General features: G+C 63.9%; 19 protein-coding genes. 2 read left to right on the top strand and 17 right to left on the bottom strand.

All coding sequences use genetic code 11. From position 1 onward, the window contains the following. Position 1: 1 nt before the first annotated feature. The 15 genes from ACFQU0_RS06185 to ACFQU0_RS06115 all read right to left on the bottom strand — a co-directional run bounded on the left by ACFQU0_RS06185 (position 2) and on the right by ACFQU0_RS06115 (position 14,594). Complete coding sequence (locus ACFQU0_RS06185) at positions 2 to 343, bottom strand: DUF4845 domain-containing protein (RefSeq protein WP_382199290.1); 342 nt, start codon at positions 341 to 343, stop codon at positions 2 to 4. Between the two features lie 46 nt (positions 344 to 389). Beyond that, positions 390 to 1,358, bottom strand: coding sequence for a signal peptidase I (gene lepB / locus ACFQU0_RS06180; protein ID WP_382199336.1), 969 nt, complete (start codon positions 1,356 to 1,358; stop codon positions 390 to 392). Between the two features lie 14 nt (positions 1,359 to 1,372). Next, complete coding sequence (gene lepA / locus ACFQU0_RS06175; protein ID WP_382199289.1) at positions 1,373 to 3,181, bottom strand: translation elongation factor 4; 1,809 nt, start codon at positions 3,179 to 3,181, stop codon at positions 1,373 to 1,375. 508 nt (positions 3,182 to 3,689) lie between these two features. Then, positions 3,690 to 5,189, bottom strand: a complete 1,500-nt coding sequence (locus ACFQU0_RS06170) for a Do family serine endopeptidase (protein WP_382199288.1) — start codon at positions 5,187 to 5,189, stop codon at positions 3,690 to 3,692. Positions 5,190 to 5,290: 101 nt separating this feature from the next. Further along, positions 5,291 to 6,331 carry a MucB/RseB C-terminal domain-containing protein gene (locus tag ACFQU0_RS06165; protein ID WP_382199287.1) on the bottom strand — a complete coding sequence of 347 codons (1,041 nt, stop codon included), beginning with the start codon at positions 6,329 to 6,331 and terminating at the stop codon, positions 5,291 to 5,293. Continuing rightward, entirely contained in the window at positions 6,328 to 7,020 is a 693-nt protein-coding gene (locus tag ACFQU0_RS06160) for a sigma-E factor negative regulatory protein (RefSeq protein ID WP_382199286.1), read from the bottom strand. Before ACFQU0_RS06160 ends, ACFQU0_RS06165 begins: the two co-directional genes overlap by 4 nt. 39 nt (positions 7,021 to 7,059) lie before the next feature. After that, positions 7,060 to 7,701, bottom strand: coding sequence for an RNA polymerase sigma factor RpoE (gene rpoE, locus ACFQU0_RS06155; RefSeq protein WP_382199285.1), 642 nt, complete (start codon positions 7,699 to 7,701; stop codon positions 7,060 to 7,062). Positions 7,702 to 8,254: 553 nt separating this feature from the next. Beyond that, on the bottom strand, positions 8,255 to 9,499 hold the full coding sequence (gene fabF / locus ACFQU0_RS06150) for a beta-ketoacyl-ACP synthase II (RefSeq protein ID WP_382199284.1): 1,245 nt from the start codon (positions 9,497 to 9,499) through the stop codon (positions 8,255 to 8,257). 6 nt (positions 9,500 to 9,505) lie between these two features. After that, positions 9,506 to 9,745, bottom strand: a complete 240-nt coding sequence (gene acpP, locus ACFQU0_RS06145) for an acyl carrier protein (RefSeq protein ID WP_382199283.1) — start codon at positions 9,743 to 9,745, stop codon at positions 9,506 to 9,508. A gap of 117 nt (positions 9,746 to 9,862) precedes the next feature. Then, positions 9,863 to 10,612: a 3-oxoacyl-ACP reductase FabG gene (gene fabG, locus ACFQU0_RS06140; protein WP_382199282.1), complete on the bottom strand. Its 750-nt coding sequence runs from the start codon at positions 10,610 to 10,612 to the stop codon at positions 9,863 to 9,865. Continuing rightward, the gene (gene fabD, locus ACFQU0_RS06135) at positions 10,609 to 11,559 is read right to left on the bottom strand and encodes an ACP S-malonyltransferase (protein ID WP_382199281.1); all 951 of its coding nucleotides are present in this window, start codon (positions 11,557 to 11,559) and stop codon (positions 10,609 to 10,611) included. Before fabD ends, fabG begins: the two co-directional genes overlap by 4 nt. Before the next feature lie 61 nt (positions 11,560 to 11,620). Then, positions 11,621 to 12,598: a beta-ketoacyl-ACP synthase III gene (locus tag ACFQU0_RS06130; protein ID WP_382199280.1), complete on the bottom strand. Its 978-nt coding sequence runs from the start codon at positions 12,596 to 12,598 to the stop codon at positions 11,621 to 11,623. Next, on the bottom strand, positions 12,599 to 13,645 hold the full coding sequence (gene plsX, locus ACFQU0_RS06125) for a phosphate acyltransferase PlsX (RefSeq protein WP_382199279.1): 1,047 nt from the start codon (positions 13,643 to 13,645) through the stop codon (positions 12,599 to 12,601). It lies immediately after the preceding gene. 95 nt (positions 13,646 to 13,740) lie between these two features. Then, positions 13,741 to 13,923 carry a 50S ribosomal protein L32 gene (gene rpmF, locus ACFQU0_RS06120; protein WP_009518787.1) on the bottom strand — a complete coding sequence of 61 codons (183 nt, stop codon included), beginning with the start codon at positions 13,921 to 13,923 and terminating at the stop codon, positions 13,741 to 13,743. 119 nt (positions 13,924 to 14,042) lie between these two features. Then, complete coding sequence (locus ACFQU0_RS06115) at positions 14,043 to 14,594, bottom strand: YceD family protein (RefSeq protein WP_382199278.1); 552 nt, start codon at positions 14,592 to 14,594, stop codon at positions 14,043 to 14,045. Between the two features lie 51 nt (positions 14,595 to 14,645). Between ACFQU0_RS06115 and ACFQU0_RS06110 the strand changes: the two genes are divergently transcribed. Together ACFQU0_RS06110 and pdxH are read left to right on the top strand one after the other, a co-directional pair. Further along, a complete protein-coding gene (locus ACFQU0_RS06110; RefSeq protein ID WP_382199277.1) occupies positions 14,646 to 15,248 on the top strand; it encodes a gamma-glutamylcyclotransferase in 603 nt (200 codons plus the stop codon). Beyond that, on the top strand, positions 15,245 to 15,880 hold the full coding sequence (gene pdxH / locus ACFQU0_RS06105; protein WP_382199276.1) for a pyridoxamine 5'-phosphate oxidase: 636 nt from the start codon (positions 15,245 to 15,247) through the stop codon (positions 15,878 to 15,880). The genes ACFQU0_RS06110 and pdxH overlap by 4 nt, the downstream gene beginning before the upstream one ends. A gap of 3 nt (positions 15,881 to 15,883) precedes the next feature. On the opposite strand, the gene ACFQU0_RS06100 is transcribed toward pdxH, so the two are convergent. After that, the gene (locus ACFQU0_RS06100) at positions 15,884 to 16,642 is read right to left on the bottom strand and encodes a hypothetical protein (protein WP_382199275.1); all 759 of its coding nucleotides are present in this window, start codon (positions 16,640 to 16,642) and stop codon (positions 15,884 to 15,886) included. After that, positions 16,639 to 17,106 (bottom strand): 2-amino-4-hydroxy-6-hydroxymethyldihydropteridine diphosphokinase, encoded by a 468-nt coding sequence (gene folK / locus ACFQU0_RS06095; RefSeq protein ID WP_382199274.1) that lies wholly within the window; start codon positions 17,104 to 17,106, stop codon positions 16,639 to 16,641. Before folK ends, ACFQU0_RS06100 begins: the two co-directional genes overlap by 4 nt. Position 17,107: the final 1 nt, after the last annotated feature.

The raw sequence follows: 17,107 nt of genomic DNA, 5'->3' as shown, positions 1-17,107 counted from the left end.
ATCACTTGGAGTTGCCCTGGAGCTTGAAGGTCAGGTAGACCGGCCCGCCCAGGGGAATTTCGCGCTGGTAGGCAAAAGACACCACCACTTTGTCGTCTTCTTTGGTGATTTCCAGGTCTTTGCCCGCCACAGAGCTGAAATCGTCGATGGCTTGGGCGCGGTCGAACGCGGCCCGCACCGTGGCCACGGTGGTTTCTTGGGCCGCCTTCTTGGAGGCCTTGATGATGGCCTGGTATTCCAGCATCACCGGCACGGCCTGGGCCACGATCACGCCCAAAAAGGCCAGCACGCCCCCCACAAACAGCAAGCCGATCAGGGACATCCCACGCTGCGTCGATTTCATGCCCATCTCCAGAGGGTTGTTGACATTCCGATGCCGAACATCTTACTCACTGGAAAGACCCGATGCGCTTGAAATTGCCAAAGTTCATCCAGACAAAAAACGCCTTGCCCACGATGTTGGCCTCTGGCACAAAACCCCAATAACGCGAATCCAGCGAGTTGTCGCGGTTGTCGCCCATCATGAAGTACTGGCCTTCTGGCACCTTGCACACCACACCTTCGGCGCTGTAGCGGCACTGGTCGTTGAACGGGAACTCGGTGGCACCGGGCACAAAAGCCGGCCGACCTTCATCGTTCAAGGTGCCATAGGTTTTGCCGTCAAGCTGCTCTTGGAACTGCTTGCTGTAGCGCATGCTGTCGGCATCAAAAAAGTCGGGCAGCGCCTGCGTGGGCACCGGCTGGCCGTTGACGGTCAGGCGCTTGTTCAGGTAGGCCACCTCGTCGCCCGGCACACCCACCACGCGTTTGATGTAGTCCAGGCTGGGTTGCGGCGGGTAGCGGAACACCATCACGTCGCCGCGTTGCGGCTCGTTGTTCGCGATGATCTTTTTGTTGATCACCGGCAAGCGCACGCCGTAGTGGAATTTGTTGACCAGGATGAGGTCGCCCACCAGCAAGGTCGGAATCATGGAGCCCGACGGGATCTTGAAGGGCTCGAACAGGAAGGAGCGCAGCACAAACACCACCAGGATCACGGGGAACAATCCGGCGGTCCAGTCCAGCCACCACGGCTGGGCCAGCAATTTCTGGCGGGCCGGCTCCGTGCCCTGGGTGTCGAACTTGGTGATGCCCTGGCGCTGAAGTTCGGCCAGGCGCTGGGCATGCTGTTCGCTCAGTTGTTGTGCGGCACGCTCGCGTTGGGGTTTGAAGTGCAGCTTTTCTGCCACCCAGTACACCCCGGTCACCACCGTGGCCAAAAACAGCAGCAGCGCGAAATTGCCCTCCACCATGCCCAAATACCAGGCACCCGCATAGGCCACAAACAGGCCCAGCACCACGGCGGTCACGCCACCCATCGTCGACTGCTGCATCAATCCTCCACTTGCAAAATGGCCAGAAACGCCTCTTGGGGCACTTCCACCGATCCGATCTGTTTCATGCGCTTCTTGCCCGCCTTCTGCTTCTCCAGCAGCTTGCGCTTGCGGGTGATGTCGCCGCCATAACACTTGGCCAACACGTTCTTGCGCAGGGCCTTGATGGTTTCGCGCGCGATGATGTTGCCGCCAATCGCGGCCTGGATCGCCACGTCAAATTGCTGGCGGCTGATGATCTCGCGCATCTTGGCAGCCACCGCACGCCCCCGGTACTGCGACTGCGAACGGTGGACGATGATGGACAGGGCATCGACCTTCTCGCCGTTGAGCAGGATGTCGACCTTGACCACGTCAGAGGCGCGGTACTCCTTGAACTCGTAGTCCATGGAGGCGTAACCACGGCTGACGGACTTGAGCTTGTCGAAGAAGTCCAGCACGATTTCACCCAGCGGCATGTCGTAGGTCAGCATGACCTGCTTGCCGTGGTAAGCCATGTTGATCTGGGCGCCACGCTTTTGGTTGGCCAGTGTCATGACGGCGCCCACGTACTCCTGCGGCATGTACAGGTGCACGGTCACGATGGGCTCGCGGATCTCCTCGATGCGGCCGATGTCGGGCATCTTGGAGGGGTTCTCCACCATGATGACTTCGCCGTCGCCTTTGACCACTTCGTAGACCACGCTCGGCGCGGTGGTGATGAGGTCTTGGTCAAATTCGCGCTCGAGGCGCTCCTGCACAATTTCCATGTGCAGCAGGCCCAGGAAGCCGCAGCGGAAGCCAAAACCCAGCGCCTGCGAGACCTCGGGTTCGTATTGCAGCGCGGCGTCGTTCAGCTTGAGTTTTTCCAGCGCATCGCGCAGGGCGTCGTACTCGCTGGCCTCGGTCGGGTACAGACCAGCAAACACCTGCGGCTGCACTTCCTTGAAACCGGGCAGTGCCTGTTCGGCCGGGCCGAGGTTGTTGGGCAGCTTCTTTTCCAGGGTGATGGTGTCGCCCACCTTAGCGGCCTGCAGCTCCTTGATGCCGGCAATGATGTAGCCCACCTCGCCCGCTTCGAGCGAGTTGCGCGGCTCGTTGGCCGGCGTGAACACGCCCAGGTTGTCGGCGTTGTACACCGTGTTGGTGGCCATCATCTTGAAGCGCTCACCCTTTTGCAGACGACCATCGACCACGCGCACCAGCATCACCACACCCACATAGGTGTCGAACCAGCTGTCCACGATCATGGCGCGCAGCGGTGCGTTCGGGTTGCCTTTGGGCGCGGGAATGCGCGCGACCACGGCCTCCAGAATGTCTTCCACGCCCATGCCGGTTTTGGCCGAACAGGGGATGGCGTCAGTGGCATCGATGCCAATCACGTCCTCGATTTCGGCCTTGGCGTTGTCCGGATCGGCGTTGGGCAAATCCATCTTGTTGAGAACGGGCACCACCTCCACACCGAGGTCGAGCGCGGTGTAGCAGTTGGCCACGGTCTGCGCCTCAACCCCTTGGCTGGCATCCACCACCAGCAACGCGCCTTCGCAGGCACTCAGCGAACGGCTCACCTCATAGGAAAAGTCCACGTGGCCGGGTGTGTCGATCAGGTTGAGGTTGTAGACCTGCCCGTCGCGCGCTTTGTATTGCAGCGCGGCGGTCTGCGCCTTGATGGTGATGCCACGCTCTTTCTCGATGTCCATGGAGTCGAGCACCTGCTCGCTCATCTCACGGTCCGACAAGCCACCGCAACGCGAAATGATGCGATCGGCCAGGGTGGATTTACCGTGGTCGATGTGGGCGATGATGGAAAAATTCCTGATGTGATTCATCACGAGAAAGGTTCAAACAAGGGCGTCGACAACAATGCCGAGGCCTGGGACAGCACGGCCCTGCCACTGGGCAAAGCTCATGAAAAAGGGGCGCGTCAACTGGATGACGCGCCCCGAACCAACAATCAATGGCAACTGCGATAGTTGGGGCTTTATTTTAGGCAAAAAGCGGGGGGCACACCGCCGGGACCATCGAGAGGCGCGCCTGTTGCCAGGTGACAACGCCCAATTATCCACAGGTTAATCACATGATATTCGCTCACGCGCTGTCAGACCTGTGAGCAACTCGTCAGCCCTTTCGCATCGCGAACCGTCCCCGCACGACACGCCAGCAATCGATGGCGTTTGACCGGGATTTTACCGGTTCAGGTCACAATCGAAAAAAGTGGGCGTTTACTCACACAAAGGGACCGCAACCCAAGTGAGTGCCCGGCGCCGTGCGAAAAGCCAACAGAGGGCAAAAAGCCCACCAGCGAGGTGGGCTTTTCACCGCCGCGTCACACGGGCATCAACGGGTGGCTGGGCGGATCACCGCGTACTGCGCCCATTCGCCACGGCGGAACAACACGTTGATGGGGCGCGACTTGTCGGCCTTGGCCACCACGGCTTCAAACTCCTTGAGCCCTTTGACCTCGGTGTTGGCCACGGCCAGAATCACGTCGCCCTCGCGCAGTCCGGCACGCGCAGCGGCGCCCTCGGCGCCATCGATTCGCACGCCGCCGCTGAGTTTGAGCTCGGCCTTGGCTGCATCGGTCAGCTCGCTCAGACTCAGGCCCAAAGACTTGACCAGGCTGGTGGCAGGCGGTTTGGTGTCTTTGCTCTCGGGACGTTGGGCCACACGCTCTGGCTCGACCTCACCGATGGTGATGGTCAGATCTTTGGTGCTGCCGCGGCGGAAGACCGTGACGGTGCTGCGCGCACCCGGCTTGGTGTTGCCCACCAGGCGCGGCAGATCCACCGACTTTTCGATCGCCTTGCCGTCAAAGCGCACGATGATGTCACCCGGTTCGATACCAGCCTTGGCCGCTGGCGAATCGGGCTCCACGCTGCGCACCAAGGCGCCCTCAGGCTTGCCCAGGCCGATGGACTCGGCCACTTCCTTGCTGACCTGATCGATGCCCACACCAATGCGCCCACGCGTGACACGCCCACTGCTGCGCAACTGGTCAGACACGCGCACCGCCTCGTCGATGGGGATGGCAAAGGAAATGCCCTGGAACCCACCCGAGCGCGAGTAGATCTGGCTGTTGATGCCCACCACTTCGCCACGCATGTTGATCAGCGGGCCGCCCGAGTTGCCGGGGTTGATGGCGACATCGGTCTGGATGAAAGGCAGGTAGTCACCCGTGTCGCGCTGCTTGGCACTCACGATGCCGGCGGTGACGGTGTTCTCCAGCCCAAACGGCGAGCCGATGGCCATCACCCACTCGCCCACACGCAAGCGGGAGACATCGCCAATCTTCACCGCGTTGAGTCCGGTGGCCTCGATCTTGACCACGGCCACGTCGGTGCGCTTGTCGGTCCCGACGATGCGGGCCTTGAACTCGCGCTTGTCCGGCAAGGTCACGATGACCTCATCGGCACCGTCCACCACGTGGGCGTTGGTCATGATGAACCCGTCGGCGGTAAGCGCAAAACCGGAGCCCACACCACGCGGACGTTCGGCCTCCTCGCCATCGCGCTCGGCACGCGGGCCACGCGGCGTCACGCCCGGCGGAAGCGGAATACCAAAGCGGCGGAAGAACTCGAGCATCTGCTCTTCCTGACCGCTAGGCCGCGCACCCCCACGCACCTTCTCGACGGTGCGGATATTGACCACAGAAGGTCCGACCGCATCCACCAGATCGGTGAAGTCCGGCAAGCCCCGCACAGACGGTACGGCGCCCACACTCTGGGCCGCCAGCGGCTTGAGTGGCATCAGCGCAACCGTGGCCGCAACCGACAACGAGGTCACAAGGGCAACCGCCGCGAGGCGTTTCCCCCAGGGGCGGTGGGTGTGAATTTGCATGCTTGTCCTTCCTAAACGAACGGCTTCCACAAAATGGGGAATGGGGCCGATTCTTCAACCCCGCAGAGCACCGAGCCCCGCGTGTCGGTTGTGATCCGGGTTCAGCGCAGACGTTCCAGCGACTGCGCAAATTCGCGCAGCGTGGCCGGCGGCACCTCACCCATGGCGGTCAACCAATGCTGACCCAGTCGGACCGTGAGTGAATGGGTGGCACCCATGGACGAAGCGCCTTCACGGCGGTGCCGCTGCGCATCAAAGGGCTCCACAAACAACGACACCGAACTCAGGCCATCGGAAAACACCCATTGCATGGGCAGGCTGCCGGCGGGCGCTGCCGGGTCGCCGCGCGTGTGACTGCTCATGCCCTGAAAGCCCGGAACATCCTGGCGCAGCCGCCAGCCCTGGGCCTCAGGTGTGGTCTTGTTGAGCTGAGGCCGCAGGATTTTGTAGCCCTGCGTTTTGGCCATCAGCTTGCTGAGGGTGTCCATCTTCACCGGCGCGTCCAGCTGCAACTCGGAGAACACCATCTGCTCGATCACTTGACCCTGTCCGTCCAGCGTCTGCATCTTGACCGTCAGGCCGGTCTGCTTTTCAGACCACACGCGGTAGCCAAATCGCAGCGCATCGCGTGGCTGGATGTGCAACACGTCGGCGTCAAAACCGGCCACACGCTCCACACCCAGCAGGCGCAGCGTGTAGTGCTCCTCAATGGCATTGCCAGGCGTTTTGATCTGGTCGGGGAAGGGGCGCAGCGCCTCGCGTTTTTCAGCCCAAGCCACGCGCGATTCGGGCACCAGGGTGAGCACCTCGTCGTTCTTGCGCAAGGTCGTGCGCGCGGTGCCGGTGAGCGAATCAATGCGCTCCATCTGTTGTGTGCCATCGCACACATGCCAGATCTTCGAAGCCGACATGGTGGTGCCGGCGGAGACCACAAAGGTGCCAATGTAGGCCCGGCGGCGGGATGCGTCCTGCAGGCGGTCCAACCACTGGTTCAGGCTGGGCGGCGCGGCCGTGCCGCCGGATGCGGCACCGGGTGTCTGGGCCATGGCGCCCGAGGCCGCCAGCGCGACCCACAAGGCAAGGCCTGCCATCGGGCGGCCCAGGCCACGCGCCAACACACGGCAATCACCCACGCGGCTCATCGCTGCCCTTCCGGCAAGTCAAAGGCGGCGTTGCGCAGGAAGCCGGCCGGCATCTGCAACGCAGACATGCCACCCGCCTGGCGGTGGGCTGCCATCAACTCTTCAAGGCGCGGATCGCGCAGCACGGGGCCTTGTTCACCGGCCACCATCACCGGTGCCACCACCGGCGCCGCAGGGGCTGCCGCCACAGGCGCGGTCAGCACCGGTGCCTGCGCCAGCTGAGGCCCGGCGGCATCACTGGCACCCCCGGCACCCCCGGCACCCCCGGCACCCGACATGTTCCAGGCCACGGCCACCACAGCGGCCAAAGAAGCGAAACCCGCGAGCATCTTCCAGCGGAACACGGCGTCGTTGGCGGCTTCGGCGCGGGTGGGGGCCACCGCTACCGATACCGCCACCGGTGCTGGCGTGGTGGCGGCGCGCTCCTGACGCACCCGCTGCATGATGGCTGACACACGCTCAGCGTCGGCGGCCTGAGCGGGCGCGCCACGCAAGGCCTCCCCAATCACCTGGTAACGCGCCCAGGTGGCGCAAACCACGCCGCCATCGTCGCGCCACAGCGCCGCTGCGGCACCGGCATCGACTTCACCATCGACGAGCGCCGACAGCTGTTCGTGCACAGACCCATCGGCGACCGGCGGGTTCGCCGCGCCAAAAGGAACGTGGGCTGGAGTCGTTGGGCGGTTCATGGTCACACTCACAAAAAAAACGTCGTCGATGCCAATGCGTCACCAGCGCTTGCCGGACTGGTTTTCCAGCAAGGGCTTGATGCGGGCCGAAATCGCTTCGCGGGCACGGAAAATCCGCGAGCGCACGGTTCCGATCGGACAGTCCAGCGCCACGGCAATTTCCTCGTAGCTCAAACCATCGATCTCACGCAAGGTGATGGCTTGGCACAGCTCCGTGGGCAAGGCCTCCATGGCGGCATTCACGGCGGCAGCAATTTCCTTGCTGGCCAACACGGCCTCGGGCGTCTCGGCATCGGCAATCTGCTGCGTTGGTTCCAGATCGGCGCCGGAAGTTTCATCGTCGTCCGCCGATTTCATGGACGACATCAGGATCACCGGGTCGCGTTTCAGTTCCAGCAGTTGCTTCTTGGCGGTGTTGACCGCGATGCGGTAAAGCCAAGTGTAGAACTGGGCGTCACCTCGGAACTGTGACAGGGCCCGGTAGGCACGGATGAAGGTTTCCTGGGCAATGTCGGGCACCAGGTCCACGTCGCGCACCATGCGCCCGATCAGGCGCTCGATGCGTCGTTGGTATTTGATGACCAGCATCTCGAAAGCCCGCTCCTCGCCCGCCAGGGTACGCTGGACCAGCAAAACGTCGCTATCGGGTGCAGGCGGTGAGATGTGGTCGTCGGGGTTCATGGTCGCTGGAGTGGCCGCGAAATATACCCCATGGGTCAGACCGAGCCGGACGCGCGGTATCAAGTGCCTGCGTTTGATTCCCGTTGGCATGCCCACACCGCACGGCGCAGGTCATCCCAACGCGCCACATCGCGCTGGCGTTCCAGCCAAACCCAACGCGGCACCGCAGAAGGGGCATGCAGTCGCAACAAGAGCAGTGTCTGGCCATCCCAAGCCAGCTCAATCGCAGACAGGAGGTGGGCGTCGTTCGCGCCGTCCGCCGACCACGTCCACTGGCCTCGGACCCAGCGCAGCTGTCCCTGGGGGCTCCGTCGCCAATGCCGAAAAGCCAAAGCCGCTGCCAAACACCAGCCGAGCAAGCCCAAAACCAGAAAACGTGCCGCGGCAGGGTGTTCGCGTGGATCAGCCCCCACGGTCGCGGCGGTGAGCAGTGTGCCCAGCAACAACAAACACAAACCCAGCAGCACGCCACCCTCCCAAAAACAACGCCCCACCGGGTAAGACACCGGCGGGGCGTGGTAGCGGGGCGTGCCCGGCATTCAGCAAAGGTGGCTCAGACGCGCTTGAAGATCAGCGTGCCGTTGGTGCCGCCAAAACCGAAGTTGTTTTTCATCGCCACATCGATCTTCAGGTCGCGCGCGGTGTTGGCGCAGTAGTCCAGGTCGCACTCGGGGTCCTGGTTGAAGATGTTGATGGTCGGCGGGCTCTTCTGGTGGTGCAGCGCCAACACGGTGAACACCGATTCGATGCCACCCGCGCCACCCAGCAGGTGGCCGGTCATGGACTTGGTCGAGTTGACCACCGTCTTCTTGGCGTGCTCACCCAGCGCGGCCTTGATCGCATTGGTTTCGTTCACGTCCCCCAGCGGGGTGGACGTGCCGTGCGCGTTCAGGTAGTCGATCTGATCGGCGTTGATGCCGGCGTTGCGCAAGGCCAGCACCATGGCGCGGCGTGGGCCGTCCATGTTGGGTGCGGTCATGTGGCCCGCATCGGCGCTCATGCCAAAACCCGCCAGTTCGGCGTAAATCTTGGCGCCACGCGCCTTGGCGTGTTCGTACTCTTCGAGCACCAACACACCCGCACCTTCGCCCAGCACAAAACCATCGCGGTCCTTGTCCCAAGGGCGGGATGCGGTGGCGGGGTCGTCGTTGCGGGTGGAGAGCGCACGCATGGCGGCAAAACCGCCAATGCCCAGGGGTGACACGGTGGCTTCGGAGCCGCCCGCCACCACCACGTCGGCGTCACCGTATTCGATCAGCCGGCCAGCTTCACCGATGCAATGCAGGCCGGTGGTGCAGGCGGTCACGATGGCCAGGTTGGGGCCTTTGAAACCAAAGCGCATCGACACATGACCGGCGATCATGTTGGAGATGGACGCTGGGACAAAAAACGGCGAAATGCGCCGGGGCCCCCGGTTGGTCAGTTCGGCGTGGGTCTCTTCGATCATTGGCAAACCGCCAATGCCCGAACCGATCACACAGCCAATGCGCTCGGCGGCATCGCCATCGAGCGCGTCGCCCACCTTCAACCCGGCGTCGGCCACGGCCTGGGCCGCAGCGGCGATGCCGTAGTGGATGAAGGTGTCCATGCTCCGCGCCTCTTTGGCGCCGATGTAGGACTCGAGCGGAAAATTCTTGACCTCACCCGCAATTTTGCAGGCGAAGTTGGAGGCATCGAATTTGGTGACCAGGTCAATGCCGGAGCGACCGGCGAGCAGGTTGGCCCAGGCTTCGTCCACCGTGTTGCCCACGGGACTCACGCAGCCCAGACCGGTCACGACAACACGGCGTCTGGTCATGCCAAATCAAGCCTTCTGGTGGTTGACTGCGTAGTCGATGGCGTTTTGCACCGTGGTGATCTTCTCCGCGTCTTCGTCGGGGATCTCGATGCCGAATTCGTCTTCCAGCGCCATCACCAGTTCCACGGTATCGAGCGAGTCAGCGCCCAGATCGGCCACGAAGGCTTTTTCGTTGGTGACCTGGCTTTCCTCCACGCCGAGTTGCTCGGCAATGATTTTCTTCACACGTGCTTCGATATCGCTCATAAGTCCCTCAAAGGGTGGTTGGATTGAAGGCCGCCATTTTAGCCGGGCTAGGGTATCGCACCTAAAAGTGCCCCTGCCGACCCGCCGGGCGGATTCAAACGACGTTTGAGAACGGTTTCAGGCCATGAACATGCCGCCGTTGACGTGCAGTTCTTGACCCGTGATGTAGGCCGCCTGGGGCGAGGCCAGGAAGGACACCGCGTGTGCGATGTCGGCCGGCTTGCCCAGGTGGCCCAGGGGAATCTGGCCGAGCAGCGCCTTTTGCTGTTCTTCGGCCAGGCTGGCGGTCATGTCGGTCTCGATGAAACCGGGCGCCACGCAGTTGACGGTGATGTTGCGGCTGCCGAGCTCACGCGCCAGGGCGCGGGTCATGCCGGCCACACCGGCTTTGGCGGCCGCGTAGTTGGCCTGCCCCGGGTTGCCCGAAGCACCCACCACACTGGTGATCGCGATGATGCGGCCATAGCGCTGCTTCATCATGGGTCGGATGACGGCACGGCTCATGCGGAACACGGCCTTGAGGTTGGTGTCCAGCACCGCGTCCCAGTCGTCGTCCTTCAGGCGCATGGCCAACATGTCCCGGGTGATGCCGGCGTTGTTCACCAGCACCTGCAAGCCGCCATGTTCTTTCACGATGGCGTCCACCAGGGCTTCGCCATCGGCCGCGTTGTTGACGTCGAGCTTGGCGCCACGGCAACCGGCGTGCGCCGACAGGGCCGCGCTGATCTTGGCCGCACCGTCGTCGCTGGTGGCGGTACCAATGACCTTGAGGCCTTGCTGGGCCAGTTGCAGCGCAATCGCCGCGCCAATGCCACGCGAGGCACCCGTGACCAGGGCCACCTGGCCTTCGAACTTGATCTCGCTCATGCCAGCAACTCCTTCACGTCGGCCAGCGTGGCCGGATCGAACAACGCGGCGCCGGTCAGTTCGGCGTCGATGCGCTTGGTCATGCCCGCGAGCACCTTGCCAGGGCCACATTCCACCAGCGTGCTGATGCCACGTGCTTTGATGGCCTGAACACACTCGACCCAGCGCACCGGACCAAAAGCCTGGCGGTACAAGGCGTCGCGGATGCGGTCCGAGTCGGTTTCCACCGTCACATCGATATTGTTGACCAAGGGGATCTGCGCGGCCGCAAACACGGTATCGGCCAACTTGACTTTGAGCTTGTCGGCTGCCGGCTTCATGAGGCTGGAGTGGAACGGCGCGGACACCGGCAAGGGCAACGCCCGTTTGGCCCCGTTGGCCTTGAGCACCTCGCAGGCCTTTTCAACGGCGGCCTTGCTGCCGGCGATCACGGTCTGGGCGGCGTCGTTGAAGTTCACCGCCTCCACCACCTCGGCACTGCCTGCGCCAAACGTGGCCTGCGCCTCGGCACAGCCGGCGATGACCTTGGCCGCATCCATGCCCAGGATGGCGGCCATGGCGCCGGTGCCCACCGGCACGGCCTCTTGCATGGCGGCCGCGCGAAAGCGCACCAGCGGCGCCGCCTGAGCGAGGGTCAACACGCCAGACGCCACCAGCGCCGAATACTCACCCAACGAGTGACCAGCCACGGCCGCAGGCAAGGCCCCGCCCTCGGCACGCCAGACACGCCACGCGGCCACGGCCGCCACCAGCATCACCGGCTGGGTGTTGGTGGTCAGGGCCAGGGCCTCTTTGGGGCCTTCGTGGATCAGGCGGCCCACGTCCTCACCCAAAGCATCAGACGCCTCTTTCAGGGTTTCGAGCACCACGGGGTGGTCGCCCCAGGCGTCCAGCATGCCCACGGACTGGGAGCCCTGGCCGGGAAATACAAAAGCAAAGGATTTCATGACATCAACCTCGGGTGGGCAGACGCCCACACACTGAATGAATCAAAACCGGGGTTCGCGCTCAGAACGTGAGCAGCACCGCACCCCAGGTGAAGCCACCGCCCACACCTTCGAGCATGAGTTTTTGGCCTTTCTGGACCTGCCCGGCGCGCACCGCGTGGTCCAGGGCCAGCGGAATGGAGGCAGCCGACGTGTTGCCGTGCTGATCGACCGTGACCACCACCTTGTTCATGGGCAGCTTGAGCTTGCGCGCGGTGCTGGTCATGATGCGGATGTTGGCCTGGTGCGGGATCAGCCAGTCGATGTCGGTGTCCTGCAAACCCGCTTTGGCCAGCGTGGCCCGGGCAGCGTCTTCCAGCACGCCCACGGCCAGCTTGAACACCGCCTGTCCGTCCATCTTGAGGGTCGGATCGCCCAACACCTGACCACCCGACACCGTGCCCGGCACACACAGAATGCCCACGTGTTTGCCGTCGGCGTGCAAATCGGTGGCAAGAATGCCCGGCGTGTCGCTGGCCTCCAGCACCACAGCGCCAGCACCATCGCCAAACAGCACGCAGGTGGTGCGGTCGTTGAAATCGAGGATGCGGCTGAACACCTCGGCGCCGATCACCAGCGCCTTGTGGGCGGTGCCGGTGCGGATCATGGCGTCGGCCACGGTCAGCGCGTAGACAAAACCGCTGCACACCGCCTGCACGTCAAACACCGGGCAGCCTGCGATGCCCAGCTTGTGCTGCAGGATGGCGGCCGTGGAGGGGAACACCATGTCCGGCGTGGACGTGGCGACGATGATGAGATCGATGTCCTGCGGCTGCAAGCCGGCGGCATCGATCGCGCGACGGGCCGCTTCGGCGCCCAGGTCGCTGCTGCACACGTCGGGCGCAGCAAAGTGGCGCGCCCGGATGCCGGTGCGTTCCACAATCCATTCGTCTGACGTTTCCAGACCCCGGGTGGCCAACTCGGCCGCGAGGTCGGCATTGGTGACGCGGCGCGGCGGCAAGTAGCTGCCGGTGCCGGTGATGCGAGAAAAAGCGCTCATTTAATCTGGGGTGGCCGCGGAGACGGGCACAGCGCTGGCGCCGGTCAACAAAGGCGCGGCGTGCGCAATGCGGGCCTGCACACGTTCCAGCAGGTGGTTGCGGGCCGCATCATACGCCCGGTTCAAGGCCTGTTCAAAAGCAAAGGGATCGGCCGAGCCATGGCTCTTGAACACCAGCCCGCGCAGGCCCAACAAGGCCGCGCCGTTGTAACGGCGGTAGTCGGCGCGTTTTTTGAAAGCAGATAACACCGGATAAGCAACAACAGCTGCCATTTTGGTGAAGATGTTGCGAGAGAACTCTTGTTTGAGGAAGGCAGCGATCATCGACGCCAGGCCTTCGCTGGCCTTGAGGGCGACGTTGCCCACAAATCCGTCGCAGACCACGATATCGGCCGTGCCCTTGAAGATGTCGTTGCCCTCAACGTTGCCGATGAAGTTCAGGTCGCCCGCGTCTGCGGCGCTGCGCAGCAGCTCGCCGGCCTTCTTGATGACTTCGTTGCCCTTGATGGCTTCGGAGCCGATGTTGAGCAGGCCCACGGTGGGCTGCGGTTTGTTCTTGAGCACCGAATCGAGGGCCGAGCCCATGACAGCGAACTCCAGCAGGTGCTGTTCGGTGCAGTCCACATTGGCGCCCAAATCGAGCACCGTGGTCGAGCCACCCAAGGCATTGGGCATGGGATAGGCAATCGCGGGGCGGTCGATACCGTCGAGGGTTTTGAGCAGATAGCGCGCAATCGCCATCAAAGCCCCCGTGTTGCCGGCAGATAACACCGCCTGGGCGCGGCCATCTTTGACCTGCTGTATCGCCACCCGCATCGACGAGTCCTTCTTGCGGCGCAGCGCCACCTCGACCGGGTCGTCCATCGCCACCACCTCGCTGGCGGGCACCACGGTGGCACGCTCGTGCACAAAGCCCTTCAAAGCCTCGGGCAAACCCACCAGCAGCAGGTGCACGTCGGCATGGCGCTCCAACAGGCGCCGACAGGCCGGCAAGGTGATGGCGGGACCGTGGTCGCCGCCCATGCAGTCAACGGCAAGGGTGATCATGCGTGCAAACAAAAAGGCCCGAGGCTACTGATGGCGTAGCGCCGGGCCTTGATTGGGCTGAAAAAGCCGTGAAACCGATAAGCGCGGACGCGCGATCAGGCCTCGGACTTGTTTTTCAGCACCTGGCGACCACGGTAGAAACCGTTGGGGCTGATGTGGTGGCGCAGGTGCACTTCACCGGTGGTGGGCTCAACGGCCGTGCCCGGGGTGGTCAGGGCGTTGTGCGAACGGTGCATACCGCGCTTGGAGGGCGACTTTTTGTTTTGCTGAACGGCCATGGTTGGCTCCTGGAAAAATAAGGTGAGTGAAATGCGCCAAAACCATACATACCACTCAAGCCGTGGCCGGCGCCAAATCACGCATTATAGCCTCATCTGAGACGAGTGACCAGCAAGGGTCAGCCCTTCTTGATCTGCTGTAGCACCGCAAAGGGGTTGGGCTTGGCGGGTGCGTCCTCCAACGCAGGGCCTGCGGAGGTCGGCAGCACGGTCGGGCAGACCTCGTGCATGGGCACCAGCGGCTGGGCCATGATGAGTTCGTCCTCGACCAGTTCGCGCAGGTTGAACGCCGGCTGGAACACCAGCACGTCCTCTTCGCTGTCCTCGTCTTCGGCGTCGGCGGTCGCTTCGTCGGCGACAAAGCGGAACCAGCGGTCCACCGCCAGCGCCTCAACCACGGGCGTGAGGCAACGCTGGCACACCACCGGCAACTCGGTGGAAGCGCTCACGTGCAGCCACAACACCGGCGCCTGTTGCGCAACCGTACCCGGTGCGGCCACGGCACGCCGCCATTCGGCTTGCGCGGCCCAGCGCACCAGGCGCGGTTCGGTGTCGGCGGCTTCGGCCACCAGGCGCGGGAACAAGGCCAATGCGTCTTCGCCCGCCAGGGTGTCCCCCGACTGCGCCAGGTGGCGCAAATCAAGGCTATCGGGAAGGGGTCGTGTGGCCATGCGCTCGCGGGTATGCTTGAAAGAACTGTCTGACATTTTAGTTGCCACCCCATGACCACCATCCGCTGCGCCGCGACCATGCTGCAACGCACCTTCGATGAATGGCGCGCGCAAGGTGACGACCTCTGGCTGTTTGCCTACGGCTCACTGATCTGGAAAACCGAATTCGAGGTGGCCGAAAAACGCCCTGCCCGCGTGCATGGCCACCACCGCGCGTTGCAAATGTGGAGCCGGGTGAACCGGGGCACACCCGAACGGCCTGGCCTGGTGCTCGCCCTCATCAGCGGCGGCAGTTGCCGGGGCATGGCCTTGCGCATCCAGGCCGACCACGTGCCGGACATGTTGCCCCAGCTGTGGCAACGCGAAATGCCCAACCCGGTGTACGACCCAAAATGGCTGCCCTGCCTAACGCCACAAGGACCGGTCAGTGCACTGTCCTTCACGCTGTCGCGCCACAGCCCCAACTACACCGGCCGCCTGACTGACGCCCGCTACCGCGAGATTTTTGCCCGCTCGCGTGGGCGTTATGGCAGCACACTCGACTACGCCCGCCTGACCTGCGACCACCTGCGCGCCATCGGCATCCAGGATGCCGAACTGGAGCGTGTGGTGGCACTCGCGGCCCCCCATCCCTCACACCACCACACCCCATGAACATCGCCGATTTGCGCAAGAGCTACGAAAAGGCCGAGCTCAGCGAAACCGATTCCCTTGCCGACCCGCTGAAACAGTTTGACCTGTGGCTGCAGCAGGCCATTCAGGGCCAGGTACCCGAACCCAACGCCATGACACTGGCCACGGTGGGCAGCGACCTGCGCCCGAGCACGCGCGTGGTGCTGATCAAGGGCTATGACGAACGTGGCATCGTCTGGTACACCAACTATGAGAGCCGCAAGGGCCGCGAACTGGCCGGCAACCCCTTTGCGGCCTTGCAGTTCCACTGGGTGGAGCTGGAGCGGGTGGTGCGTATTGAAGGGGTGGTGGAGAAGGTCAGCGACGAAGAAAGCGACGCTTACTTCCACAGCCGCCCGCTGGACAGCCGCATCGGCGCCTGGGCCAGCCCACAGAGCGAGGTGATTGAGGGCCGCGGCGTGCTGGTGGCCAACGCGGCCAAGTTCGGCGCCAAGTTCCTTTTGCATCCGCCCCGCCCGCCACATTGGGGCGGCTACCGGCTCAAGCCCGAACAGTGGCAGTTCTGGCAAGGCCGAAAAAGCCGCCTCCATGACCGGCTGCGCTACACACCCCAAGCAGGCGGAGGCTGGCACCGTGAGCGCCTGGCGCCCTGAACATCAAGGCGCGACCACGGCACGCACAGGCAAAAACTGCAACAGCGTGCCACCCAACAGGTTTTGCACGTAACTCACCACCGCGCGGCGGTACTTTTCGGCCGACACGGCGGCGAGCAGGTCCAAACGCGCCACGACCTTGCCAAACTCGCGCTCAAAACTCAGGTTGCGCGTCTGGGCTCCGATTTCGTCGGCCAGCAACAGGGGCTGGCCACTGGCATCGCGGCGCTGTGCCAGCATCCACACGGCAATTTCCACATTGCGCGCGGCGTTGTACAGGCTCTGGGCGTCCAGGCTGTCGATCAGGTAGAACTCGGTCTTGCCACCGTGCGCCACGATGACCATGTCGGCGGTGGCGGCGATGAAGGCCGCCACACGGTCGGCCGCGAAATCGGGTGACAAAGCCAAGGCCAAAGCGGCGATGTCGCGCCGGCCTTGCAAGGCCGGCCACGGCTGGCGCTGTTCGATCGCCACCCGCAAACGCTGCAACGCTTCCTCGCGTCCCGTGGCCCCGCCCTTGCGCCATTCACGCGGGTTGCGGCGGTAGAGCTTGTCGGCCAGGCTCATCAGGCTGTCGAGGTTGGCCCGCATGCCCAGGGTGGCCATGCGGTTGACGTCGGACTGGCCCAACTCGGCGGCCGTGGTGGGCGCGGAGGTCACCTCACCCTTGGGCGCTGGCGTGGCGGCACAACCCACCAGCACCCATGCCCACATCCACGCCCACACCAGCGCAACACAACGCAGGTGGCGGGCGGGACTCATAGCGGCCTCGCGTCTTGCGCGGCCACGGCCGCCAAGGCGGTGGCGCTCACCTTGTCGGGGGCAATTTCGGCCAGCGGTCGCAACACAAATGCGCGTTGATCCATGCGGGGATGTGGCACGGTCAATGAGGGGGTGGCGATGTGGTCATCGCCGTACAGCAGCAGGTCCAGGTCCAGTGTGCGGGGCGCATTCAGATAGGGCCGCTCGCGGCCGGCGGCCTGCTCCAGCCCGTGCAAGGCCGCCAGCAACGCATGTGCGTCCAGCAAGGTCGCCACTTCGGTCACGGCGTTGAAGAAATCGGGCCCGCTCGCCTCCCAGGGAGCGCTGCGGTACAGGCGAGAGGCTCGCACCAGGCGCGTCTGTGGCAAGGTCCCCAGGTCGGTGATGGCCTGGCGCACGGTGGCGGCCGCATCGCCCAGGTTGGCGCCCAGGGCCACAAAGGCGGACACGGGCACAACCGTCATG

Source organism: Hydrogenophaga defluvii, from assembly GCF_042665235.1.
GTDB classification, from domain to species: Bacteria; Pseudomonadota; Gammaproteobacteria; order Burkholderiales; family Burkholderiaceae_C; genus Hydrogenophaga; species Hydrogenophaga defluvii_A.
This window is presented reverse-complemented; position numbering and strand designations above follow the sequence as displayed.